This window comes from Faecalibacterium sp. AF27-11BH (assembly GCF_003603005.1).
Taxonomy (GTDB): domain Bacteria; phylum Bacillota; class Clostridia; order Oscillospirales; family Ruminococcaceae; genus Faecalibacterium; species Faecalibacterium taiwanense.
Genome location: NZ_QVGS01000004.1, coordinates 1 through 23,063, shown reverse-complemented (window position 1 = coordinate 23,063; position 23,063 = coordinate 1). Strand labels below are relative to the sequence as shown.

Below are 23,063 nucleotides of genomic sequence, written 5' to 3'. Positions count from 1 at the left end.
TTACTCCTCAATGCCCAGCAGGGGACGCAGGCCCTCCACCGGGATGGTCTCGGCGCGCCAGCAGCCCAGACCCGGCACCTTGATAATGGTGATCTGGCCGCTCTGTGCCTTTTTGTCGTGCAGCATTTCAGCCAGCACCTTTTCCTTATCGTAAGTAGTGCGGGTGGGCAGGCCGAGGCGGCGGTACACCGCGCGCACCCGCTTCTGCAGTGCCTTGGATTCGATCATGGGCAGCATGCCCAGCGCCACGCACTCGCCGTGGTAAAGGCCCACGGTGCGGCGGCCCTTGATGCCCTTGACGGCCTCGATGCCGTGGCCGATGGTGTGGCCGAAGTTGAGGGCCTTGCGCATGCCCTGCTCAGTCTCGTCCTGCTCCACGATGTTCTTCTTGAACCGCAGGCTGCGGCAGATGATCTCACCGATCTGGGCATCCACGTCGCCATTTTCAAAGATCGCGAACAGCTCGGGGTCTGCCAGCAGGCTTGCCTTGACGGCTTCTGCCAGACCATTGATGAAGTGGCGGCGGGGCAGGGTGGAAAGGGTGTCCGGATCCACGATGACCAGCTTGGGCTGCCAGAAAGCGCCCACGATGTTTTTGGTATCGCCCAGATCCACGGCGGTCTTGCCGCCGATGGAGGAATCGATCATGGAAAGGGTGGTGGTGGGGCAGTTGATGAAGTCGATGCCCCGCATGTAGATGGAAGCGGCAAAACCGGCCAGATCGCCCACCACGCCGCCGCCCACGGCGATCACCAGATCGCCGCGGCCCATGCCGAATTCCAGCATCTGCTTGAGGACGGATTCCAGAATTTTAAAGCTCTTGCTGGCTTCGCCCTGCGGCACCGTGATGATGTGGGCATCCTTGCACTGGTCGGCCACCATCTGGGCGTACTGTGCGGGCACACCACTGTCGGTCACAACGGCCACACGGCGGTCCAGCCGGGCGAACTGGTACAGGTTTTCCAGCGAGCCGCTCTTGACGATGATGTCATAGCTGCGCTCGCCCAGATTCATGGTCAGCTTGGTTCCGATAAATTCACTCATTTGGTATACACTCCTAACAGCCGCACGGTACGGCAGGTGCGGTCAAGCTCACGCAGCAGCGCGGCGGTCTCGTCGGCGGTGGGGTCGCCCACCAGCTCCACGTAAAAATAATATTCAAACGGCACATGAGGCATGGGCCGACTCTTGATGGACTCCATATTGAAGCCGCTGGCACCGATGATCTGGATCACCTCGCCCAGCTTGCCGGGTTTGTTGTCCACCGTGAACAGCAGCGAGAACCGGTTGCCGCCGGTAGGCTTTTCGCGGCTGAGCACGATAAAGCGGGTGGTGTTGTCGCCGTCGGTGTTGATGCTGGGCACCAGCACCTCCAGCCCGTACAGTGCCGCCGTCTCCACGCTTGCAATGGCCGCTTTGGAGGAGTCGCCGCTTTCGGCCACGAACTTTGCGGCCATGGCGGTGTTGGCCATGGCGGTGGCGGGCAGGCCGAACTGCCTTAAAAAGGTCTCGCTCTGGGCGATGGCCTGCTGGTGGCTGTAGACGCTTTTGATCTGGTCGAGTTTTGTGCCCGGCAGCACCAGAAGATTCTGGGAGATGGGCAGATCGTACACATCCACCACCCACAGCGCCGGATGGTTATAACACAGATCCAGCACGGCGGAAACATCGCCCGCATGGCTGTTCTCAAAGGGAACGACGCCCCGGGCAGCATCGCCGCGTTCCACCGCGTCAAACACCTCGTCCCAGGTGGGGTAGCTCACAGCCTCGGCGTGGGGGAACAGCGCCCGGAGGGCAATGTGGGCAAAGGCACCCTCCACGCCCTGATAGGCGGCGCGGTTTTGGCCCAGCACCACGGCTTCGTACTGTTTTGCCACGTCCATCAGGTTCTGCACGTGGTCTTTATAGTAGGGCCGCAGAGCCGGGTCCTGAATGCGGGCCGCAGCCTTTTCCAGCACTGCCGTCTCGCGGGCGGCATCGTAAACGGGCAGGCCATGGGCTCTTTTGTATTCGGCCACCTGCAGCACAGCAGCCATCCGCCGCTCAAACAGCGCAGCCAGCTGGGCATCCACCGTGTCAATCTCGGCGCGTGCCTGTTCCAGTGCGTCCATGGGTTCACATCCTTTTGCATGTATGATAAATACCATCAAGATAATAGATACCCAGTAAGTATACCATAACTGGGACGGAGAAACAACAAAACCTCCGGCGTTTCAAAGGGGAGAATATTTCAAATCAGATATGTGTAAAAAGAACAAAATAGAAAACGAACTCCCTCAGTCAAACCCTTGCGGGTTTGCCAGCTCCCTCAAAGAGGGAGCCGCTGACAAAGCGGAAAAGTTTCCGGCTCTGCCAAAGGCCCCATCCCCGAGGGGGCTGTCGCCGAAGGCGACTGGGGGAGTTTTATTTGCACATTATCTGTTTTTCAGCAGTTCTTCCCTGCTGCGGGCTTTGCCGTAATATCTCCCATAGGGATTATCCAGCGCCTGTGCAAGGGAGACCGGCTTTTCTGGCTCCGGCCTTTGCACCGGCTTTGCTGTGCGGTCAAATGTGAACCCGGCGGCAGGCCCGCCGCGCTTTACCCGGAACCGCATGGCTCAGCCCTCCTCGGTGACGGTGGACACCGCCCCGGCGGTCAGCTTGTTCCACAGTTCTTCGCCGCCCTCAAGCAGGCCGGCGGAGTCCTTGTTCCATGCGCCGCGGATGCCGATATAGTACCGGCTCATCAGCTCCTGACTGGAGCCGCTTTCGCTCTGCACGGCATCGGAGGCGTAATCGCCCAGATCAAGGCCCGCCAGCACCGGGCAGTCGGTCCAGCGGTAGACCATGTTCCACCAGTCACTGTCTGCGTCGGACTGCGGCAGGCTGCCGTCGAGGTAGCGCAGGGTGCCGGTGGTCTGCTGGAACCCGGCTGGGTCGTACAGGATGAAGATGGAACTCAGCGCGCCCTGAATGTCGGTGGAAAGTTTGGTGGTGCCTGCCATGTCAAGGTAGGCATCCGAGTTCTCGTTGTCAAAGTCCATGGTGTAGAGGTTCAGCTTTACCACCACCTTGCCGTCACCGTTCCGGTCTTCGCCGTAGGCGGCAAGGGCGTCCTGCAGGGCGGTCTGGGTGGCTTCCGGCAGGTAGTGGGGGGCCACAACGGCCACGTTATAGTCTGCATGGACGGTAAAGAAATACTGCCCGACGAAGTTGTAGCCGAAGAACACCACGATGATGCCGATGATGATGACCCACTTGAGGTTATAATCCCACCAGTTGGCCCAGCGTTCCTTGCGGGTGTACTGGCGCTGTTTGCGGGGCTGGAGGTCTTTGGGGTCGATATCGCGTTCGTAACGGTAGCTTGCCATGGGGCAGTTTCCTCCAAGTTCTGATTTACAGCTGTGCCAGAATGGCCTGACGCACAGCGTCCGGCAGCTGCTTCTGCTCGGCCTTGCTCATGCCTGCAGTCCGGATGGGCGGCAGCACCTTGATATGCACGCTGCCCGGATGGCACAGGTTGCCATTGTTCTCAAACAGGGCACGTGCACCGGTAATGGCCACCGGAACCACCGGTGCGCCGGTCTTGACGGCAATGCGGAATGCACCGGCCTTGAACTCACCGGCACCGCCCTCTTCTCCCTTGTAGCGGGTGCCCTCCGGGAAAATGACGAAGCTCTTGCCGCTCTCCACAATGGCAGTGGCGTCGTTCAGGGCACGCACGGATGCCCGCAGGTCGTCGCGCTGCACGAACACGCAGCCCAGCAGCTTCATCCAGCGGTTCAGCAGCGGGATCTTTTCCAGCTCTTCCTTGGCAAGGATGCCGTGGGGCTTATCCAGACTGGCCAGCAAAAGCGGGATGTCGTAGTAGCTGCGGTGGTTGCCCACGAACACGCAGGCCGTATCTTTGGGGATATTCTCAAGGCCCTCCACGCTCAAGGAAACGCCGGTCACCTTTAAAATGCCCCGGCTCCAGTGCGGGATATGCTTGTTGACAAGCTCTTCCACCAGCTGCATGTCGCCTGCAGCCAGAGCGCGTTCCGCCCGGCGCAGCACGCCATAATGGACGATCATATAACCAAATAAGTAAATAAACATCGCAATCGTGCGAAAAATGCTCATTGCGTTTTCCTCCCTCCGGCAAAATATGCCATTGTCATTGTATCACACTTTTTGTAAAAAGGGGGGAAATAACACTTTTTTTACAAATCGGAGGATCTGCGGTCTTGCAAAATTGACAAAATGCGGGTATATTTATAGTTGTAAAGCCAGCACAATGGCACTTTCTGCACGAAATGCTTTCTGCCGGCCCAATGGATGAAGAGAGGTACCATACGAACATGGGTTTATTTCCTTCCGCAAATGACTTCAAGGCCGGTAAGGGCGTTGAAAAGGATGCTCCCCGCAAGACCGGCGTGGGCCGTTTTTTTGAGCTTGTGGGCCGTGATATGAACGGCATGTTCCTTGCAAACCTGCTGGCCTGCATCGGCTTTCTGCCGGTGATCTGTCTGGTGTACATCGGCTTTCTGGCAAACAGCCTGCCGGTCATGCTGGCAAGCGCGGTGGTAGGCGGCATTCTGGCCGGGCCTGCGCTGGCCGGCATGTACGATACCGTGCTGCGTGCCCTGCGTGACGAAGCCGGTTACTGGTGGGTGACCTATCGCCGTGCCTTCAAGCGCAACTTCAAGGCCAGCATTGCGCCGGGCATCTTCTACTGTGTGGTGGTCACGGCGCAGATCTTCCTTGTGTATTTCTGCTTCAATATGCTGAGCAAGGGCACCAATGTGGGCGTGCCGCTGTGGGTGGCCACGGTGCTGAACCTGCTCATCTTCCAGATGCTGTTCGCCTATATGTGGCCGCAGGTGGTGCTGCTGGATCAGCCCTTCAGCCTGACCGTGAAAAACAGCATCAACTGCATGATCGCGTTCCTGCCCCACGCACTGGCGGCGGCCATCGTGCAGATCCTGTTCTGGGGCGTGGTGATCCTGTGCATGCCGCTGGGCCTGCTGCTCATGCTGATCTTCGGCTTCTGGTTCGTGACCGAAGTATCCTGCCAGATCATCTACGGCGATATTGAAAAGGTGTTCCACATTGAGGAGAGCATCCGCAAAATGAAGGATGCCGAGCTGGAAGCCGCCCTCAAAGAGGACTACGGCGAAAGAACCGACGACACCGAAGAGTAAATTTGAACTTCCGCAAAGGAGAGGTGCTCCATGGAACAACGGAATAATCTGGTTTTGCAGGGCACCGAGACCTTCTCCCGCGGGCAGCTGGACAATGTGGCACTGGACGGCGGTGCACTGGTGCTGGACAGCGTGGCGGGCCGCTGCCTGCAATACGGCAGCTACACCACGCCGGAATTTGCCATGCCGGCCTTCTGCAACCTGAATGTCAGCTGGAACGCCTTTGCGCCCCACAACACCATGGTGGAGGTGCGCTGCCGGGTATATGCCGGAGGAAACTGGACCGGTTGGATGAGCTTTGGCAAGTGGGCACCGGGCTACCCCCGCTGCAGCTGCAATTCCCAGAGTGACGACGGCATGATCTTCCTCATGGGCGATACCGTGACCGTGGCAACGCCCGGCGGCGGCACCGGCGTGCAGCTGCAGGTGAACCTTTCCACCAACGATGACAAGGTCTCGCCCGCAGTGCGCCTGCTGGCCGCGGCAGTGCGGCCGCTGGCGTGGGAAAAGCACAACGGCCACCCGCTGAACCGGCAGCTCTATCTGCCGGAATACTGCCTTTCCGCCCACGATCCCAGCTTTGGGCGCACCATGGATCTGCCGCTGGTCATGGCGGCACTGATGAACTGCTGGGGCGAGGATGTCCTGCCCGAAGAAGTGGCTTATGTGATGGAGGACATGGCCCACAGCACCACCGCCAATGCGGCCTTTGCGGCTGCTGCCGCTGGCTGCTGCGGCTACCCCTGCTGGCAGGCATGGATGGATCTTGCCGACCTGCGTGCCCAGATCCACGATGACTGCTGTGTGGCAGTGCAGGTGGAGCGGCGCATCCGCGGCCAGCGGGACCCGGTGCGGGTCTGGATGGGCCTGCGCGGCTTTGGCCACGACGATGCCGTAATGGCAGATTATGTGCTGCTGAACGACCCCACCGCAGATTCCAACGGCGCAGTGAACTGCACCATGGCACTGGTGGACTTTATGCGTTACTTTACCGGGCGCGCCATCGCCCTGCGGGCAAAACCCCGCGATGTTGCCGCCAACCGTCCGCTGCGGATGCGCTGCGAGCTGGTGCCCGGCGAGACGGCAGACGTTTACTATTTTGAGCAGCGCGGCGTGAAGGACCCGCTGCCGGAAGGCTTTTCCGGCTGGGTGGCCTGTGCGTGCCACGACGGTGTGGCCCACGCCACCACCGCCCACCGCAGCTTCTGCCGGATGGAGCGCACGCCGGAGGGAGGCATCCGCTTCCCGGAAAAGATCATGGCCGCAGGCTGCCGCTGCAGCGTGTATGCAGTGGACCAGACCGGTGCCATGCGCGTGGCGGAGGTGCGGCTGCCAAAGCCGCGCCCCACGCCGGAGCAACCTGTTTCCCAGGCACAGGAAAAGCCGGCGGAATGACCGGCCCGACCCAAAGCCTTTGGGCTATAGATCAAGACATAGGAGGAACACATTATGGCAAAGACGATCATCACTTTGGGACGTGAATACTGCACGGGCGGCCGCTACATCGCTGAAGATGTGGCAAATGCGCTGGGCATCAAGCTTTACGACAAAGAGCTGATCACCATGGCAGCAAAGCACTCTGGTCTTTCGGAAGAAGCTGTTGCCGCCAGTGAAAAACGGCATACTCACAGCCTGCTGTACAGTCTGTACACCATGGGCAATGAGCTGCCGCTGGGCGATCAGGTGTTCATTCTTCAGAGCCGCATCATCAAGCAGCTGGCCGAGGAAGGCCCCTGCGTGATCCTGGGCCGCTGCGGCGACTATGTGCTGCGTGAGCGCAAGGATGTGCTGCGCGTGTTCGTGTACGCCCCCAAGGAGTGGCGGCTGGAATACGCAAAGACCAATCCTCTGGTCAAGGCCAAGGACGAAAAGGGCATCAAGGACGAGGTGGAAAAGACCGACCGCAACCGTTCTGCCTACTACAACTACTACACCCAGAACCGCTGGGGTGATGCCCACAACTATGATCTGGCCATCAACGCTGCTCTGGGCCGCGAGACCTGCGTGAAGATGATCCTGGACGCAGCCGCCGCCAAGGAGAAGAACCTTGGCTGACCGCCCGGGCACTTCAAAATAAAACAACGATGATTCGTGGGTAGGGTGCTTTTGCACCCTGCCCACGTTTCGGGCAACGGCGACTGTTTTACTCCTTCAGTCACGGCTCCCGCCGTGCCAGCTCCCTCGGAGAGGGAGCCTTTGGCAGTATGATGGAGTTTCTGATTTTGCCAATGCCTCCCTCATTGAGAAAGACTTCCCCCGGCCGGGGGAAGATGTCACGCAAGTGACAAAAAGGGGAGCGGTGGCATCGCGCAGCGATGACGGAAGGAGTTATTCGGCAGCGGCCTTGCCATATCACCTGAATCCCAATGTAAAAAGGAGCAAACGTGGAAACAAAGCAACCCCAAACCTCTCCCGCCCAAACGCGGGAAAACATTATGGGCACCATGGAGATCAACCCTCTGCTGGTCAAGCTGAGCGTGCCCATGATGATCTCCATGCTGGTGCAGGCGCTTTACAACGTGGTGGACTCGGTGTTCGTGTCCCATGTGAGTGAAAGCGCCCTCACCGCTGTGTCCCTCGCCTTCTCGCTGCAGAATGTGATGATCGCTGTGGGCGTGGGCACCGGCGTAGGCGTGAACGCCATGCTGTCCAAAAGTCTGGGCGAAAAGAACCAGAGCCGTGCCAATGCCACGGCGAAAAACGGCATCTTTCTTTCGCTGTGCAGCTTCGTGGTGTTCCTCGTCATTGGCCTTACCTGCATGAAGCCCTATTTCTATGCACAGACCAGTGATGCGGCTATTGCGCAGCAGGGCATCCAGTATCTTTCGGTGTGCTGCATCTTCAGTCTGGGCCTTTTCACCCAGACCATGGGCGAAAAGCTGCTGGCCGCGACCGGCCGCACCCAGCTGAGCATGATCAGCCAGCTGGTGGGTGCAGTGGTGAACATCATTCTGGACCCCATCTTCATCTTTGGCTACTGCGGTGAGGCCCTCAGTGGTACCACCGGCGCAGCTGTGGCAACGGTCATCGGCCAGTTCTGCGGCGCAGGCATGACCCTGTTCTTCAACCTGAACAGGAACCCAGATATCCAGATCAGCTTCAAGGGCTTCCGCCCCAGTGCAGAGGCCATTGGCCGCATCTACACGGTGGGCCTGCCCAGCATTGCCATGCAGTGCGTGGGCAGCCTGATGACCTTTGGCATGAACCTGATCCTCATGAGCTTCTCGGCCACGGCGGTGGCGGTGTTCGGTGTGTACTTCAAGCTGCAGAGCTTCGTGTTCATGCCCATCTTTGGCTTGAATAACGGCATGGTGCCCATCATCAGCTACAACTACGGTGCCCGCAGACCGGACCGCGTGAAAAAAACCATCAAGCTGGCAGTCTGCTATGCCGAGTGCATCATGCTCATTGGTTTCTGCATCTTCCAGTTCGCGCCGGATAAGGTGCTGGGCATCTTTGCGGCCAGTGATGCCATGCTGGCCATTGGCATCCCGGCCATGCGCATCATCTGCCTGCATTTCCTGCTGGCGGGTGCCAGCATCGTGCTCAGCTCGGTGTTTCAGGCACTGGGCAACGGTGTGTTCAGCCTGATCGTTTCGGTCTGCCGTCAGCTGTTCGTGCTGCTGCCGGCCGCATGGCTGCTGGCACAGACCGGCAATGTCAACAATGTCTGGTGGGCCTTCCTCATCGCTGAGATCGTCAGTGTCCTGCTGAGCCTTGGCTTCTACGCCCGCATCAACAAAAACATCATTGCCCCCATGTATTCCCCTGCCGAATGAGGGGCGTGAAAAACTGTCCCTGCAAAGGAAAGGAACGTGATCTCTATGGTAAAAAAGCTCAAATGGAATCTGGTGCTCATGAGTGCGCTGTATCTGGGTCTGGGCGTTTTTCTGCTCATGAAGCCCACCACGGCCCTGAACATCGTGTGCTATGCGCTGGGCGCTGTGGTGCTGGCCTGCGCGGCGGTGCAGCTCATCCGCTATTTTGTGGTGGAACGCGGTGTGTTCCAGAGCCAGCTCACCCTGATCTCCGGTATCATCTGTCTGGCATTGGGTGCGTTCCTGATCCTGCGCAGCGACATCGTGGTGAGTATCCTGCCCATCGTGTTCGGCCTGTTCGTGATCTTTGACAGCATCAGTCGTGTGCAGAACGCACTGGATCTGCGCCGCTGCGGCTATTCCAGCTGGAAGAGCTTTCTGCTGCTGCCGGTGCTCAGCGTGGTGCTGGGCGTTATCATGATCCTGAACCCCTTCGGCACCATGGAAACACTGGTCATGGCCATTGGCATCATCCTGATCGTGGAAGGTTCCATCAACCTGCTCAGCGCCCTGTACACGGTGCTGGCCGTGCGCCGTTTTGCCAAGCTGCACCCGGAGACTCAGTCCATGCTGGAGTCCCTGACCGGTGAAGACCTGAACGGCGACGGCGTGGTCGCCCCGGATGTGACCCGCACCGATGCCGAGGCCAGCGCTGTGGAGCTGGATGAGGTGGACGAGAGCGCCACTGTGGAACAGGAGAACGAGAAATAAGGAAACTCCTCCAGTCTGCTTCGCAGACAGCCCCCTCTGGGATGGGGCCTCTGGCCAAACCGGAGACTTTTCCGTTTCCGCGGAAGTTTGCCGGAATGCCAAAGGCTCCCTCAATGAGGGAGCTGGCAAACCCGAAGGGTTTGACGGAAGGAGTTCGCAATCAAAACAGCAAAGGATAAAAGAGAAATGGAAAAGTATGATCTGATCATTGTCGGTGCCGGCCCGGCTGGCATTTTTACCGCTGTGGAGCTGCTGCGCCACGGCAGCAAAAAGAAGATGCTGCTGGTGGAAAAGGGCAAGCCCGTGGAAAAGCGCCACTGCCCCAAAGCCGAAGTGGGCCACTGCGTCAACTGCCGCCCCACCTGCGCCATCACCACCGGCTTTTCCGGTGCAGGTGCCTTCTCGGATGGCAAGCTGAGCCTCTCCTATGAGGTGGGCGGCGACCTGCCCGCCCTGATCGGAGAGGAGTTTGCACAGGAGCTTATCGACTACACCGACAAGATCTATCTTGAGTTCGGCGCAGACCCCCATGTGGAGGGCATCTACACCGGCGAGGAGATCAAGGAGATCCGCAAGAACGCCATCCATGCCGGCCTGAAGCTGGTGGACTGCCCGATCCGCCATCTGGGCACAGAGAAGGCGCAGCAGCTGTACCTTGCCATCCAGAACTATCTGGCCGACAACGGCGTGGAGATGCTGTTCAATACCGAGTGCGAGAACATCATCCTTGAGAACGAGGAGTGCAAGGGCGTGCTGCTGAAGGACGGCGATCAGGTCCGGCCTGTGTATGCGGATACCGTGGTCATTGGCACCGGCCGCCGCGGTGCGGACTGGCTGGAAAAGATCTGCGCCGAGCATCATATTGCCCATAAGCCCGGCACCGTGGACATCGGTGTGCGCGTGGAGTGCCGCAACGAGGTCATGGAAAAGGTGAACAAGGTGCTGTATGAGTCCAAGCTTATCGGCTACCCCAAGCCCTGGAAGAACAAGGTGCGCACCTTCTGCCAGAACCCCGGCGGCTTTGTGGCGCAGGAAAACTACGACAACGACCTTGCCGTGGTCAATGGCCACAGCTTCAAGGAGAAAAAGAGCGAGAACACCAACCTTGCGATTCTGGTCTCCCACAACTTTACCGAGCCGTTCAACCAGCCCATCGCCTACGCACAGAAGGTGGGCGAGCTGACCAACATGCTGGGCGCAGGCCACATCATGGTGCAGCGCTACGGCGATATCCTGGACGGCAAGCGCACCTGGCAGAAGGAGCTGGCCCAGTCCAACGTGAAGCCCACCCTGAAGGATGCCGTGGCAGGCGACATTACCGCCGCCATGCCCTACCGCGCCATGACCAACATCATTGAGTTCATCAAGATGCTGGATATGGTGGTGCCCGGCTTTGCCGCCAACGAGACCCTGCTGTACAGCCCGGAGCTGAAGTTCTACTCCAACAAGGTGAAGATGGATGAGAACCTTGACACCAACATCAAGGGCCTACACTGTCTGGGCGACTCCTCCGGCTGGACCCGCGGCCTGATGATGGCTTCGGTCATGGGCGTGCTCATGGGCCGCAAGCTGGCCGAAAAGGAAGGCTGCTAAAAACAAGCATCAACAAAAAATCCCGGCACCGCAAGGTGTCGGGATTTTTTTAGGTTTGAAATTCAGCCCTCAATGAGCTCCACAGTCTTCATCTTGACCGGGGTGGTGGGCTTATCGTTCCAGTCGGTGCGGACAGCTGCGATCTTATCCACAACATCCATGCCTGCAACCACCTTGCCAAAGGCAGCGTACTGGCCGTCCAGATGAGGTGCATCCTGATGCATGATGAAGAACTGGCTGCCGGCGCTGTTGGGGTTCATGGCGCGTGCCATGCTGATCACGCCGCGGGTGTGCTTGAGCGGATTGTTCACGCCGTTTGCAGCAAACTCGCCCTTGATGTTCCAGCCGGGGCCGCCGGTGCCGTTGCCCAGCGGGCAGCCGCCCTGGATCATAAAGCCGGGGATCACGCGGTGGAAGGTCAGGCCGTTGTAAAAGCCCTCGCTGACCAGCTTCTTGAAATTCTCACAGGTGATAGGAGCGGCTTCTTCGTTCAGCTCGATATCGATGATGCCGCCGTCTTCCATAGTAATGCGAACCATAACGCTACAATACTCCTTTTGTGTTGCCCCGCAGCAGTGCGGGAGTGTTCGGCAGAAGGCCTGCCGGATATCTCTTATAGTATACCATAGGTTTTGGGGGTTGCAACGGCGCAGATGCAACGTTTTTGTTAAAATTCATCTTTCATCTCCACCATATCGGCCCAAAAGCGCTTGGGGCAGTGGGTCATGCGGCATTTTTCGTTGTGGTGGGCCTTGATCTCCAGCGTCTGGTAGAACTGCTTCCACAATGCCTGAAACTGCTGCTCCCGCTCGCTGGGCGGCGGCAGCTCCAGCGGTGCAGCCAGCTCCAGCAGCCGGGCCTTGTGGTCCTCCTGCAGCAGCACAGCCTGATGCACCGCATCGTAGATCATAAAGTTCTCTTCCGGGAAGCGCCCGCAAAAGTGGGGCCGCAGCAGCGGCAGGATGTAGTTTTTGGGGTGGATGACGGCGCCCAGCATCCCGTCGTGCTCCTCAAACCGCACAAAGCCCTGAAACTTGTCCACTTCCCAGTCAAGGCTTTTCTTCATCTCATACAGCGGGGCCACGTCCGGGTGGCCGGTGCGCTTCACGGTGCCGGGGCCGAGGGCGAAGGCCAGATGCAGAAAGCGGATGAGCAGCAGCTCTTTGTCCTCCCGCCCGGAGAGGAAATCCCGGCTGACGAGGTACTCTGTCTCGGGGCCAAGCTTTCTGCCAAAGCTGGCAAACACCCGCTGAGCCTTGGCGTGGTCGGTGGGGATGTCCTTGACCGGGTACAGGGTGGAAGTTTCCCGCTGGGGTGTCCACACCGCAAAGGGGATCTCGTGCTGGGCAAAGCTCTCGAACACGCAGCACAGAAAGCCTTCAAAGCTGCTGTCGTAGAGGTACACCACATCCGCATCGTGGAGCCTGCGGGCTTTCTGAACTTGAACATTTACAGCGCCTTCGCCAGACATTGCACCGCCTCCTCCCGCACCATGCGCATGGCTGCGCGCGGTGCCACGCCCTGCGTGATCAGATCGTCCACCGCAGGCGGCGTGAACAGACTGAGCTGTTCGCAGCTGCCGCCGAACACGTTGGGGTCGATGAGCGCCTGCGTGATGCGCTCCCGCCCGGCGGTGCCACGGCCCGGGTGCGCACCCGCAAAACCCTTGCAGGTGATGAAATACTGTGCCCGCTTGAGCACCACGCCCATGCGCTTCAACTCGTCCAACCCAAGGCTGGAAAGCTTGCGCGCGTGCCAGATGCGCCGGGCACTTTTGGGGCCGATGCCCGGCACACGCAGCAACATTTCAAAGGGCGCGCGGTTCACATCTACCGGAAAAAGCCCGTAGTGCTGCACGGCCCAGTTGCATTTTGGGTCGAGGTAGGGGTTGAAGCTCTGGTTGGCTTCATCCAGAATTTCGTCTGCCTTGAACTGGTAAAACCGCAGCAGCCAGTCAGCCTGATACAGCCGGTGCTCCCGCAAAAGCGGGGGTTTGGTGTCCAGCGCAGGCAGGCGGGTGTCCTCGGCTACCGGGATGTAGGCGGAGTAGAACACCCGTTTCAGACTGTACTTCCGGTACATGCCCTCAGTGAGCTTTAAAATGTGGTAGTCTGTCTCCGGCGAAGCGCCTACGATCATCTGGGTGCTCTGCCCGGCGGGTGCGAACTTTGGCGCATGGCGGTAGACGGTCAGCTCCTGTTTGCTCTGCGCGCCGGAAACTGCGATCTGCTTCATGGGCCGGAAAATGGAGTGCCGCCCTTTGTCCGGGGCCAGCAGGTTCAGGCTCTGCTCACTGGGCAGCTCCACATTCACGCTCAGGCGGTCGGCCAGATATCCCAGCTGCTGCAGCAGTTCCGGGCTGGTGCCGGGGATGGCCTTGGCGTGGATGTAGCCCCCAAAGCGGTATTCGCCCCGCAGCAGCCGCAGGGCGGCCAGCATCCGTTCGGTGGTGTAGTCCGGCGTGCCCAGCACCGCGCTGGAAAGGAACAACCCTTCAATGTAGTTGCGGCGGTAAAACTCCACAGTCAGCTCAGCCAATTCCCGGGGCGTGAAGGTGGCACGGGGGATATCGTTGGACTTGCGGTTGACGCAATAGCTGCAGTCGAAGGCACAGCAGTTGGTCATGAGCACCTTTAAAAGGCTTACACAGCGGCCATCAGCGGTAAAGGCGTGGCAGCAGCCCGGTGCATAGCAGCTGCCAAGAATGCCTGCCCGCGCGGTGCGGGATGCGCCACTGGAGGTGCAGGCAACATCATATTTGGCGCTGTCGGCCAGAATGGTAAGCTTGTCCATCAGGGTCTGTTCCATGCAGAATACACCTCCAAAGTGGGAAAAAGGGTCAAAAAATAAAGCCATGCGCAAAATTGCAGATGGCTTTTATGGTTTCACGGTTAGCGTCCTCGCCCTCTCAGTCTCACTTTGTTCGACAGCTCTCCCAAAGGAGGAGCCTTTGGCAGTACGGGAAAGTTTCCGGTTTTGCCAAGGCCTCCCTCCATGAGGAAGGCGGCTGCGAACAGCGTGAGCAGACGGAAGGAGTTATTACCATTTTGCCTTGGTTTCCACCACGCGGCCGGCGATGTGCAGATGGTTCAGGTCCTCGCCCTTGATGACCATTTCGCTGTAGGCCGGGTTGAAGGGCTGCAGCACCACGCAGTTGCCGCGCTGGATATAGCGCTTCAGGGTGCCCTCGCCCTCATCGCCGTAGATCAGCACGCCAAGGTCGCCGTTTTCCAGTGTGTCCTGCTTGTGCACAAGGGCAAGGTCGCCGTCCTGAATGCGGGGCTCCATGCTGTCGCCGCGCACCACCAGATAAAAATAGTTGGAGGGGTCCTTCACACGGGCATACTCCTGACCGTAGTCCTCCTCAAAGGCGAGGGCACCGTAACCGGCCTTTACCGTGCCGATCACCGGGATCAGGCTTTCAGAATAGCTGCCAAAGAACCGCTCTTCCGGGGCGGAAACATTGCTTACCGGGCGGTACAGGCCCAGCAGATAATCTGCTGTGGTGTTCAAAAGCTCGGCAATGCGGGCCACGGTAGACGGATCGGGAGAGGACTTGCCGCTTTCCCATTTGCCGACAGCCTGCTGTGTCACGCCCAGTTTGGAAGCCAGCTCAGCCTGGCTGATGCCCTGCTTTTTGCGGCACTGCTTCAAAAGTTCTGAAAACGACATGGTATATTTCTCCTTTACACCGCGAGGAAATTTTCTTGTGTTTATTATACAACAAAAAGGTGTACTTGTAAAGACCTGAAACAGGCCAAGACCCAAAAAGGTTGTGGTAAATTTTGTTTTTAAGGGCTGAAAGAAAAAAATTGCCCCAAAGGCTTGACACCGGCGTGCAAATCTGGTAAATTAAATAGGCATTCGACACGGCGTAAGGCGGATGTCCACAAGGAGAGATGTCCGAGTGGTTTAAGGAAGCAGTCTTGAAAACTGCCGTACGGCAACGTACCGTGGGTTCGAATCCCACTCTCTCCGCCATTTTTTATTGAATAAGTGTAACACACTTTGCTCTGGAGTAGTACTCAAGAGGTCGAAGAGGCGCCCCTGCTAAGGGCGTAGGTCGTCTAAACAACGGCGCGAGGGTTCAAATCCCTCCTACTCCGCCAAGAAAAAGCTCGTTGATTCGTTGAAATCAATGGGCTTTTTCCTTTGTAAAGGAAAAATGCGGCTTGCGGAACAAAAAAGGAGGAACCAATGGCGTTTGGCGTTTTGGCGGGTCAGATCACGGTGATCTTTCTGGAGGTGCTGCTGGGCTATGTAGGTGCACGCAGCGGCATCATCAAGGATCGTGACAGCAAGTTTTTGTCGGATTTTATCATGAAGCTTCTGCTGCCCTGTACCATGCTGGCTGGTGCAGCCGTGGATGGTGAGCCGGAGCTGCTCACTCAGGCAGGGGTGCTGTTCGTGCTGCTGCTGGCACTGTTTGTGGTGACCACCGGCCTGTGCCGGTTGAGCAGCTGGCTGCACCACGACACGCCGGGTAAGTATGCGGTGCTGGTGGGCACGGCGGCTATGCCCAACTGCGGCTTCATCGGCCTGCCGCTGTGCAGCGCCCTGCTGGGCACCGCGCGCGGCACTGTGTTTGCGGGCATGGCCATGGCCTCTTATAATGTATGGTTCTTTACCTATGTGGTGTGCCTGTTCCGCCCTGGCGAGAAGATCCGGCTCAAGACCTTCATCACCCCCACCAACATTGCCACGGTGGCTATGCTGGTGCTGCTGGCCACCGGCTGGCGGCTGCCCGCACCGGTGCAGCAGTTCTGCAGTGCGGTGGGCGGCTGCACCACCCCGCTGGCGCTCATGATCGTAGGTGTGCTGCTGGCAGACAGCGACATCCGTGCGCTGCTGCACACCGGTTTCCTGTACCGGGTCACCCTGCTGCGCGGCATCCTGTTCCCGCTGCTGTTCATGCTGCTGCTGTGGCTGCTGCCGCTGGACAATGTGCTGCGCACCGGCCTGTCCATCATCGCCTGCTGCCCGGCCGGCAGCCTTGCCGCTGTGCTGGCCAAACAGACCGGCACCGAGGCGACCCTTGCCAGTCAGGCGGTGGCCCACTCCACCGTGTGTATGCTGGTCACGGTGCCTGCCATGCTGCTGCTAACGGGCGTTATGTTCCCGATGTGAGAAGCTGTAAAAAAGCCCGCTGTCTTTGGACGGCGGGCTTTTTGCTGTTATAGCATAAGGTTCGTGATACCTGCTAGAACCAGCAGGTGCACCGGGTAGAACCAGTAAAAGGCCTTTTTTTGCAGCGGACTGCACGCGCCGCGCTGCCCGTTGTAGAACCAGACCAGCACAAAGGCCAGCGGCGCGGTCAGCTCGAACAAAAACAGCAGCGCACCTGCAAGGCACTGCCGCTTGCGGTCTGCGCGGGTCAGGTACAGGGTGCAGATGATGAGCACGCCGATGGCGTGGTAGTCGGTGTTGGCAGCCAGCGCCAGCGCGGCGCAGCCGCCCGCCCACACAAGCCCCTGCCAGCCGGGCAGGCCGTTTTCCTTTTCAAAGCGCTTGAGCCCTGCCATAGCCAGCACGCCCAGCGCCAGCGTCCAGTAGACGTTCTGGTGCTGCGGGGCGAACGGTGTGCGGAAAAAGGCAAGGTCAAAAGGCACCTCGCTCAGAAGGCCGAACAGCAGAAGCCGCCGGACGTATTTTTTTACATCGTGGGTGTGCAGAAAGCCCTCCACGGCCAGAAAGCAGAAGATGGGAAAGGCCAGCCGCCCGATATACCGCAGCACACGGTCTGCCGCCAGCAGGGTGCTGACCGGGATGCCACCGCAGCTGGCAGCACCGGCGGCGAGGGCCGGCAGCAGGATACCGGCTTCGATGCAGGAAGCGCCGATGTGATCAATGAGCATGGTGATGCAGGCGATGTATTTGAGCGCTGTGCCGCTGAGTCCACAGCGGACAGGGGCTTTGGCAGTCTCGGTCATAAGGAATCCCTCACTTGATAAAAAATCTACTTTTTGTGCTTTTTTTAATGATACGGCGCAGGCTGGCAGGCTCCTGCGTCATCTTTGACAAAATACGCCGGAAAGGCGCATAAATCGGGCAAAAATGCTTGACAGAAAAGGCGCGGGATAGTACAATCAAGAAGATAATTGAACTATCTCAAATGAAAGATGAAAAAGATTCACAGAGAATCGGGCGTCTCCGAACCAGTAAAAACGGAAGGAGGCTTTGGGCATGACGCTTTTTTCCTACGAGATTTTTGATGCCGTGGCCCGGCAGGGCAGCTTCAACAAGGCGGCACAGCAGCTGCACCTGACCCCATCGGCCATCAGTCACGCCATTGCCGTAATGGAGGAGGAGCTGGGCTTTGCTCTGTTCAACCGCGGCAAAAACGGCGTATCCATGACCAGCTACGGCGCATCCCTGTACCCCTCTATTCGCGATGTGCTCAACAGCGACGAGGCCCTCAAGCAGAGCATCGCCCGCCTGAACGGCCTGGAAAAGGGCAAGGTGAAGCTGGGCGTATTCAACTCGGTGTGTGCTTCGCTGCTGCCGGGCCTGCTCAAAAGCTTTATGACCCACTACCCGCAGATCGAGATCGAGGTGTATCAGGGCACCTACGACGATGTGAAGGAATGGCTGCGAACCGGTCAGGTGGATATCGCGTTCCTTTCCTCCACCTGCCGTGAAGAGTTCAACCTCACCGAGCTGTTCCGCGAGCCGCTGCTGTGCATCGTGCCGCAGGACTGGCCCGAACCGGAAAACGGCGTGATGACTCCCGCCCTGATGAACGGCCAAAGCTTCGTTGTGCAGTGCGATGCCACCGATGCTGAGATGCGCCAGTTCCTGAAAAAATATAAGATCGGCACCGAGCGCCGCTGCCATGTCATCGACGACCAGTCCAACATCGCCATGGTGGAAGCAGGTCTGGGCATTTCCATCATGCCGCAGATGCTGCTGCGCGACTGCAAGGCTGCGATCAAGATCTATCCCATCGAGCCAGAGGAAGACCGTGTGGTGGGCCTGGCTGTGCAGCGCCCCGCCGCAATGGCCCCGGCAGTGGAACAGATGTTCCACCACATCGTGGACTACTGCAGGCAGATCGAGCTGAGATGAGCCGGACACCTTTATACTATACCATAAAACAGTCTGTGTGTGGAGCATGGACTGTTTTTTTATTAAGAAAGAGCGATTGTATCAGCGTGCAAAATCCGCTATACTTAGAAAAACAGGCTGGTTTTATGCAGAAGCCTTGATTGGAGCAGAAAGATGAAGACCATAAAACGACGTGCCTTTTGCAAGGCGGCAGCAGCTGCCGTGGCAGGCGTGCTGGCCCCGCACGCGGCGGCAGAGGCTTTGCTGCCGCAGGACGCACAGGCTGTGGTGGGCAGTGCGGTGCCGGAGGATTACTACTCCTTTGCCTTCCGCAGCGACCACAGCGAAACAGATCTCTCCCACGATTTTTATTATACAGATGCCTTTTTTGAGAACACGGCGCTGCAGTACAGCCACAAGCTGGCACTGGCAACGCTGGGCCTTGTGGCGGCAAGCGGCAACACCTACCAGAGCGATGCGCTTTACTGGGTGGAGGGTGAAGCGGGCCGTGAGGACAGCATTGCGGATGCCTACCAGAAGCTTGGCTTTGCCAATGCGGTCTATGCGGGCTACCAGTGCAGCCTGAACACCCCGGTGGATACCGCGGGCTGTGCTTTTGCGCAGAAAACACTGGTACAGGATGGCCAGCGCACCACCATTATTGCAGCCATGCTGCGCGGTGTCGGCTATGGCGCCGAGTGGGCCAGCAACCTGCATGTGGGCGAAGGCGGCGGGCACTATGGCTTTGTGACAGCAGCAGAGCATTTTTTTGAGGATCTGCAGGACTACCTGAAAAAAGCCGAGGCTGCAGCGGGAACGCTGGGCACCATCAAGCTCTGGCTGGGCGGCTACAGCCGCGGCGCGGCTGTGGCAAACCTGACGGCGGCGCGCATCCGGCAGCAGCTGCCGCAGATCGCGCAGGAAAATACCTTTGTTTACACCTTTGCCGCACCGGCGGCACTGACGGCAGCAGACCGCCCGGATCTGCAGGCGGACTACGACAACGACCACACGGCAGACGGCGGACTGAAAACGGATTGGGATGTAAGCAATATCTTCAACATCATTTCCAGCGGCGATATCGTGGCCCGTGTGATGCCGGAAGAGTGGGGCTACCACCGCAACGGAAACGACCGCTTTCTGCCCTCCACGGCGTACCAGAACGAGCTGGATGATCTGAGCATCATCGAGAGCCGGATGGGCGGCGTGCCGCTGCGGTTCGACCAGCTGGCCACAAAGGAAGATGTGGATTCGGTGATCGCGGCGGCTCTGGCGTTCTGCAAAAGCGCCGCAAATTACCACGAAAAATATGAAGCTGCCTTTATGGATATGCTGCAGTGTGCCTTTACCCTCTCGGAGAAAGAGGCAGCCGAGGGCGTGATCCTGGACGATGAAGCTGTGATGGAACGGCTGCGCAGCATGGAGAACATCCGTAAAATGTCGTGGACGAAGGTGCTGCGCTGCGTGATGACGGCTTCGGCCATGAGCAGACCCATTCTGGAGCAGGTGGGGGCCATCGTGCCGCTGCGGGCGCAGCAGGTGGTGGTGCCGGTGCTGGCGGTGGGTCTGTGCTACGAGGTGGAGAGCGATGTGCTGCGGATGCTGGTGTACTACATCCTCAGCCTGATGAGCGTGAACAGCCCGGCAGACAGCGTTCTGCGTGCGGCATTCTGCCACTACCCGGAAAACTACATCACCCTGATGGAATATTACGACCCCGCCGAGCACGGCATGGAAGCCTATACCCGAAAATAAAATCTCCGGAAATAAAAAAGAGGGGCTGTTGCAAAATAAAAATGCGATAGCAGCTTGCACAAAGGAATAGCGCAAAATCAGAAACCCGGAACCCTTTTTGAGCCATTTTGGCCCCGAAAAGATTCCGGGTTTTGTGCTATTTGCTAACGCAAGACCGTTCTGCTGCCCCGCCTGCGGCGGTGCCGTGCTGTTCGAGTCCTGTACCGCCCACCAAAACTCTTCAACTCTTGCGAGTTTCCAAAGCGCTCTTGTTGGGGCGTGCGGAGCCCCAAACCCTGCTTCATAATATCGATCATGACCGATCAACGACTGATTTATAGTAATTGCCAAAGTCTGCAAGTGCATTGACAATTGGTAACATTTCCGTTCCGAGATCGGTCAACCCATATTCTACTTTGGGAGGATTCTCGTGATAATCACGGCGGTAGGCAAGTCCATCATCAATCATCTGTCTTAAGCTCTCGGTCAAAACTTTCTGCGAGATCCCGTCGATGCTTCTTTGCAACTCATTGAATCTCCATGGACGCTCTTTCAGATTGCGCAGAAGCAAGAGTTTCCATTTTCCGCCAATCAGGGATACTGCTGTTGCAACCGGACATTCCGGCAGTTCTTCTTTTGTACGCATATCAGTCACCTCTGTGTATAGTATAGCACATTCATTTTTGAGTGTACAGTTACAAAAAGGTGCGTACTTGTTTTTGAATGTGTGGGCTTCTATACTTAGCTCAGGCAATGAAAGATTGCGAATCAAATTGGAGGTGCTTACAATGGCAAGCTACACAAAAATGACAGTTGGAAAAGAAAATCGGACGGAGCTTCATGAAAAGCTCGCCCTGACTGGTGCGGAGATCAGCCTGAATACGCTTCCTGCGGGAGCAAATGTTCCATTTGTTCACTCCCACAAGGCAAATGAGGAAATCTACGGTGTTCTTTCCGGCAAAGGCAAGGTCGTTATCGATGGCGAAGAAATCAGCCTTGCAGTAGGCGACTGGCTGAAGATTTCTCCCATGGCAAAGCGCCAGTTCTTTGCTGCAAGCAATTCTGAGATCACTTATATTTGTATTCAGGTCAAGGAGAATTCTCTCGAAGGCTATACTGCAACGGATGCTGTGATCTACTGATAAAACATATCAAAGCAAAAGGCAGGATACCACCGTCATGGTGATACCCTGCCTTTGCTCGTTCCGGTTCTCGTCCTGTACCGTCCACCACAAAACGGCAGTCATCCCGGTAGACATTCCTACGCGTTGGGAACCGCGGGCTAAGCAACAGCCCACTGGGCTGATTGCTTACTCTGCCGACTGGCGTCGTCAGAGCCGCCCTGTTCGAGTCCTGTACCGCCACCAAACAAAAAATCCTCAGACGAAAGTCTGAGGATTTTTGTGGTGGAGCATTGTCCACAGCACTCGAACCCAACACTTCCTCACGGGTGACCGTCTTGGCATCGTCTGTGAAGTTGAAATTGAGCACGACCCGGTCGTCAAAGACGTAGACCGAGTTGACAAAGGTATCAATGATCTGCCGCTGGTGCTCCATGTCTCTCATGTCACCCTTGCGGAATTTTTCAAACCAGAACCGCATCCATTCGCGGGTCAGAACTGGTTTTTTCAGTTCTTCTTCCAGAATGCTGGTGTTCAGAGCTTCTTTCCGGGCTTCCAGTTCGTCCAGCCGCTGCTTGGTGGTCGGGGTTAGGATACCCTGTTCAATGGCTTCCAGAAGATTTGCCAGCCGCTTCTCTGTATCCCGGAGTTGGTCTTTCAGAACGGGCAGGCGGGTGTTCTCCTGCTGCTGGGCTTCCATAATCAAATCTATCAGCCGTTCGATGATTTCATCGCTGAAAATCACCTTGATGGCAGTCTCCACCACGAACCGTTCCAACGGCTCTTTGCGGATGGCTTTCAGATCGCAGTGCGCCTTGCCGTGGCGTTTGGCTTTGCCGCACTTGTAGTAATAGTAGGTGTTTCCCATGTGGCTTGTGCCGCTTTCGCCGCCCATGAGCGTACCGCACTTGCCGCAGAACAGCTTGGTGGTCAGCAGATAGCTCACATCCTCTTTTGCAGGGCGACCGTGGGCGATCTTGTTCTGCTCGAAGCGCTGCTGCACCCGGTTGAACAAGTCCTCGTCCACGATGGCGGGAATGCCACCCGGTGTCACGATGTCCTTATAGCGGTATTCACCGATGTAACGGCGGTTGCGGAAGATCTGGAAGAAGCTGTTCTTTACGAACGGCTTCCCGGTGCGGGTACGCAGGCCGCGCTCATTCAGGGATGCTGCAATCTTCTCAGCCGGTTCGCCGTCGGCGTACCGGGTGAAGATCTCCTGCACGATGGGAGCCGTCTCCGGGTCGATATGGTACAGCCTGTCCTCCTTGCCAATGGTGAAGCCCAGCGGCACCACACCGCCGTTGTACTTGCACTGGAGAGCGTTTTCGCGCTCACCGCGCGCTACTTTCATGGCAAGTTCGGCGGAATAGTATTCCGCCATGCCAATCAGCATACTCTCCACCATAATGCCTTCAGGCCCCTGCGAAATGGGTTCCATAGCGGACACCAGATGGACACCGTTCTTTTCCAGCTGGTACTTGTAGTTCACGGCATCGAACCGATTCCGGGCAAAGCGGTCGAGTTTCCAGACCAGAACCACATCGAAGATTTTCTTTGCGCTGTCCTTAATCATCCGCTGGAAGTCCGGGCGGTCATCCGTTTTGGCAGAGTAGGCACGGTCGATGTAGGTGCCGACCACGGTGATACCGTTCTTCTCGGCGTAGTCCTTGCAGTCGCGCAGCTGTCCTTCAATGGACGCTTCTCTCTGGCTGTCGGATGAATAGCGGGCGTAAATCACGGCGGTCATAGTTGCACCTCCTTGGCAGCGTGTTCGGGTTGCCTTTATAGTATCGGGGCAAGCGCAGCTTGTCAACAATCTGCGAACAGATTGAAATGTGAAAATTGCGAAACGCAGCGAAAAAGGTGAGAGCAAGAAT

General features: G+C 57.9%; 22 protein-coding genes and 2 tRNA genes. 12 read left to right on the top strand and 12 right to left on the bottom strand.

Going from position 1 to position 23,063, the window contains the following annotated elements; genetic code table 11:
- The 5 genes from aroB to DWY76_RS05660 all read right to left on the bottom strand — a co-directional run bounded on the left by aroB (position 1) and on the right by DWY76_RS05660 (position 4,101).
- Entirely contained in the window at positions 1-1,044 is a 1,044-nt protein-coding gene (gene aroB, locus DWY76_RS05680) for a 3-dehydroquinate synthase (protein ID WP_097776946.1), read from the bottom strand.
- On the bottom strand, positions 1,041-2,111 hold the full coding sequence (locus DWY76_RS05675; protein ID WP_120020030.1) for a prephenate dehydratase domain-containing protein: 1,071 nt from the start codon (positions 2,109-2,111) through the stop codon (positions 1,041-1,043). Before DWY76_RS05675 ends, aroB begins: the two co-directional genes overlap by 4 nt.
- Positions 2,112-2,414: 303 nt before the next feature.
- Positions 2,415-2,594, bottom strand: a complete 180-nt coding sequence (locus tag DWY76_RS05670; protein ID WP_005943509.1) for a hypothetical protein — start codon at positions 2,592-2,594, stop codon at positions 2,415-2,417.
- A gap of 3 nt (positions 2,595-2,597) precedes the next feature.
- Positions 2,598-3,350, bottom strand: a complete 753-nt coding sequence (locus DWY76_RS05665) for a hypothetical protein (protein WP_120080312.1) — start codon at positions 3,348-3,350, stop codon at positions 2,598-2,600.
- A 25-nt stretch (positions 3,351-3,375) separates the two neighbouring features.
- Positions 3,376-4,101, bottom strand: coding sequence for a lysophospholipid acyltransferase family protein (locus tag DWY76_RS05660; RefSeq protein ID WP_005943505.1), 726 nt, complete (start codon positions 4,099-4,101; stop codon positions 3,376-3,378).
- Between the two features lie 191 nt (positions 4,102-4,292).
- Here DWY76_RS05660 and DWY76_RS05655 point away from each other — a divergent pair, with 191 nt between their 5' ends.
- The 6 genes from DWY76_RS05655 (at position 4,293) to DWY76_RS05630 (ending at position 11,284) form a co-directional block, all read left to right on the top strand.
- On the top strand, positions 4,293-5,162 hold the full coding sequence (locus DWY76_RS05655; protein ID WP_243111951.1) for a DUF624 domain-containing protein: 870 nt from the start codon (positions 4,293-4,295) through the stop codon (positions 5,160-5,162).
- A gap of 30 nt (positions 5,163-5,192) precedes the next feature.
- The gene (locus tag DWY76_RS05650) at positions 5,193-6,557 is read left to right on the top strand and encodes a hypothetical protein (protein ID WP_005943502.1); all 1,365 of its coding nucleotides are present in this window, start codon (positions 5,193-5,195) and stop codon (positions 6,555-6,557) included.
- A 54-nt stretch (positions 6,558-6,611) separates the two neighbouring features.
- On the top strand, positions 6,612-7,217 hold the full coding sequence (locus DWY76_RS05645) for a cytidylate kinase-like family protein (protein ID WP_097774644.1): 606 nt from the start codon (positions 6,612-6,614) through the stop codon (positions 7,215-7,217).
- A 380-nt stretch (positions 7,218-7,597) separates the two neighbouring features.
- Positions 7,598-8,941, top strand: a complete 1,344-nt coding sequence (locus DWY76_RS05640) for an MATE family efflux transporter (RefSeq protein WP_165852576.1) — start codon at positions 7,598-7,600, stop codon at positions 8,939-8,941.
- Positions 8,942-8,986: 45 nt separating this feature from the next.
- On the top strand, positions 8,987-9,691 hold the full coding sequence (locus tag DWY76_RS05635; protein ID WP_097774646.1) for a DUF308 domain-containing protein: 705 nt from the start codon (positions 8,987-8,989) through the stop codon (positions 9,689-9,691).
- 186 nt (positions 9,692-9,877) lie between these two features.
- Complete coding sequence (locus DWY76_RS05630; protein ID WP_005943497.1) at positions 9,878-11,284, top strand: FAD-dependent protein; 1,407 nt, start codon at positions 9,878-9,880, stop codon at positions 11,282-11,284.
- Positions 11,285-11,346: 62 nt separating this feature from the next.
- Here the strand turns inward: DWY76_RS05630 and DWY76_RS05625 are convergent, their stop codons facing one another.
- The 4 genes from DWY76_RS05625 to DWY76_RS05610 form a co-directional block, all read right to left on the bottom strand.
- Positions 11,347-11,823, bottom strand: a complete 477-nt coding sequence (locus DWY76_RS05625) for a peptidylprolyl isomerase (protein ID WP_005943496.1) — start codon at positions 11,821-11,823, stop codon at positions 11,347-11,349.
- A gap of 128 nt (positions 11,824-11,951) precedes the next feature.
- Entirely contained in the window at positions 11,952-12,755 is an 804-nt protein-coding gene (locus tag DWY76_RS05620; protein ID WP_120080306.1) for a TIGR03915 family putative DNA repair protein, read from the bottom strand.
- Positions 12,734-14,092: a putative DNA modification/repair radical SAM protein gene (locus DWY76_RS05615; RefSeq protein WP_120080304.1), complete on the bottom strand. Its 1,359-nt coding sequence runs from the start codon at positions 14,090-14,092 to the stop codon at positions 12,734-12,736. Before DWY76_RS05615 ends, DWY76_RS05620 begins: the two co-directional genes overlap by 22 nt.
- Positions 14,093-14,323: 231 nt before the next feature.
- Positions 14,324-14,956, bottom strand: coding sequence for an XRE family transcriptional regulator (locus tag DWY76_RS05610; protein ID WP_005943491.1), 633 nt, complete (start codon positions 14,954-14,956; stop codon positions 14,324-14,326).
- Between the two features lie 221 nt (positions 14,957-15,177).
- On the opposite strand from DWY76_RS05610, the gene DWY76_RS05605 reads away from it, so the two are divergent.
- The 3 genes from DWY76_RS05605 (at position 15,178) to DWY76_RS05595 (ending at position 16,411) form a co-directional block, all read left to right on the top strand.
- Positions 15,178-15,265, top strand: a tRNA-Ser gene (locus tag DWY76_RS05605).
- A gap of 34 nt (positions 15,266-15,299) precedes the next feature.
- Positions 15,300-15,393: transfer RNA gene (locus DWY76_RS05600), tRNA-Ser, on the top strand.
- Positions 15,394-15,481: 88 nt separating this feature from the next.
- Complete coding sequence (locus DWY76_RS05595) at positions 15,482-16,411, top strand: AEC family transporter (protein WP_097774648.1); 930 nt, start codon at positions 15,482-15,484, stop codon at positions 16,409-16,411.
- 47 nt (positions 16,412-16,458) lie between these two features.
- Here DWY76_RS05595 and DWY76_RS05590 read toward each other — a convergent pair whose 3' ends face one another.
- Positions 16,459-17,214 carry a TraX family protein gene (locus DWY76_RS05590; RefSeq protein WP_097774649.1) on the bottom strand — a complete coding sequence of 252 codons (756 nt, stop codon included), beginning with the start codon at positions 17,212-17,214 and terminating at the stop codon, positions 16,459-16,461.
- Between the two features lie 253 nt (positions 17,215-17,467).
- Between DWY76_RS05590 and DWY76_RS05585 the strand changes: the two genes are divergently transcribed.
- A complete protein-coding gene (locus DWY76_RS05585; RefSeq protein WP_005943485.1) occupies positions 17,468-18,349 on the top strand; it encodes a LysR family transcriptional regulator in 882 nt (293 codons plus the stop codon).
- Positions 18,350-18,502: 153 nt separating this feature from the next.
- A complete protein-coding gene (locus DWY76_RS05580; RefSeq protein ID WP_120080302.1) occupies positions 18,503-20,083 on the top strand; it encodes a lipase in 1,581 nt (526 codons plus the stop codon).
- Between the two features lie 292 nt (positions 20,084-20,375).
- On the opposite strand, the gene DWY76_RS05575 is transcribed toward DWY76_RS05580, so the two are convergent.
- Positions 20,376-20,708, bottom strand: a complete 333-nt coding sequence (locus DWY76_RS05575) for a helix-turn-helix domain-containing protein (protein WP_005943481.1) — start codon at positions 20,706-20,708, stop codon at positions 20,376-20,378.
- A gap of 142 nt (positions 20,709-20,850) precedes the next feature.
- On the opposite strand from DWY76_RS05575, the gene DWY76_RS05570 reads away from it, so the two are divergent.
- Positions 20,851-21,204 carry a cupin domain-containing protein gene (locus DWY76_RS05570; RefSeq protein WP_005943480.1) on the top strand — a complete coding sequence of 118 codons (354 nt, stop codon included), beginning with the start codon at positions 20,851-20,853 and terminating at the stop codon, positions 21,202-21,204.
- Here the strand turns inward: DWY76_RS05570 and DWY76_RS05565 are convergent.
- Positions 21,152-22,933 (bottom strand): recombinase family protein, encoded by a 1,782-nt coding sequence (locus DWY76_RS05565; protein WP_243111950.1) that lies wholly within the window; start codon positions 22,931-22,933, stop codon positions 21,152-21,154. The genes DWY76_RS05570 and DWY76_RS05565 overlap by 53 nt on opposite strands.
- Positions 22,934-23,063: the final 130 nt, after the last annotated feature.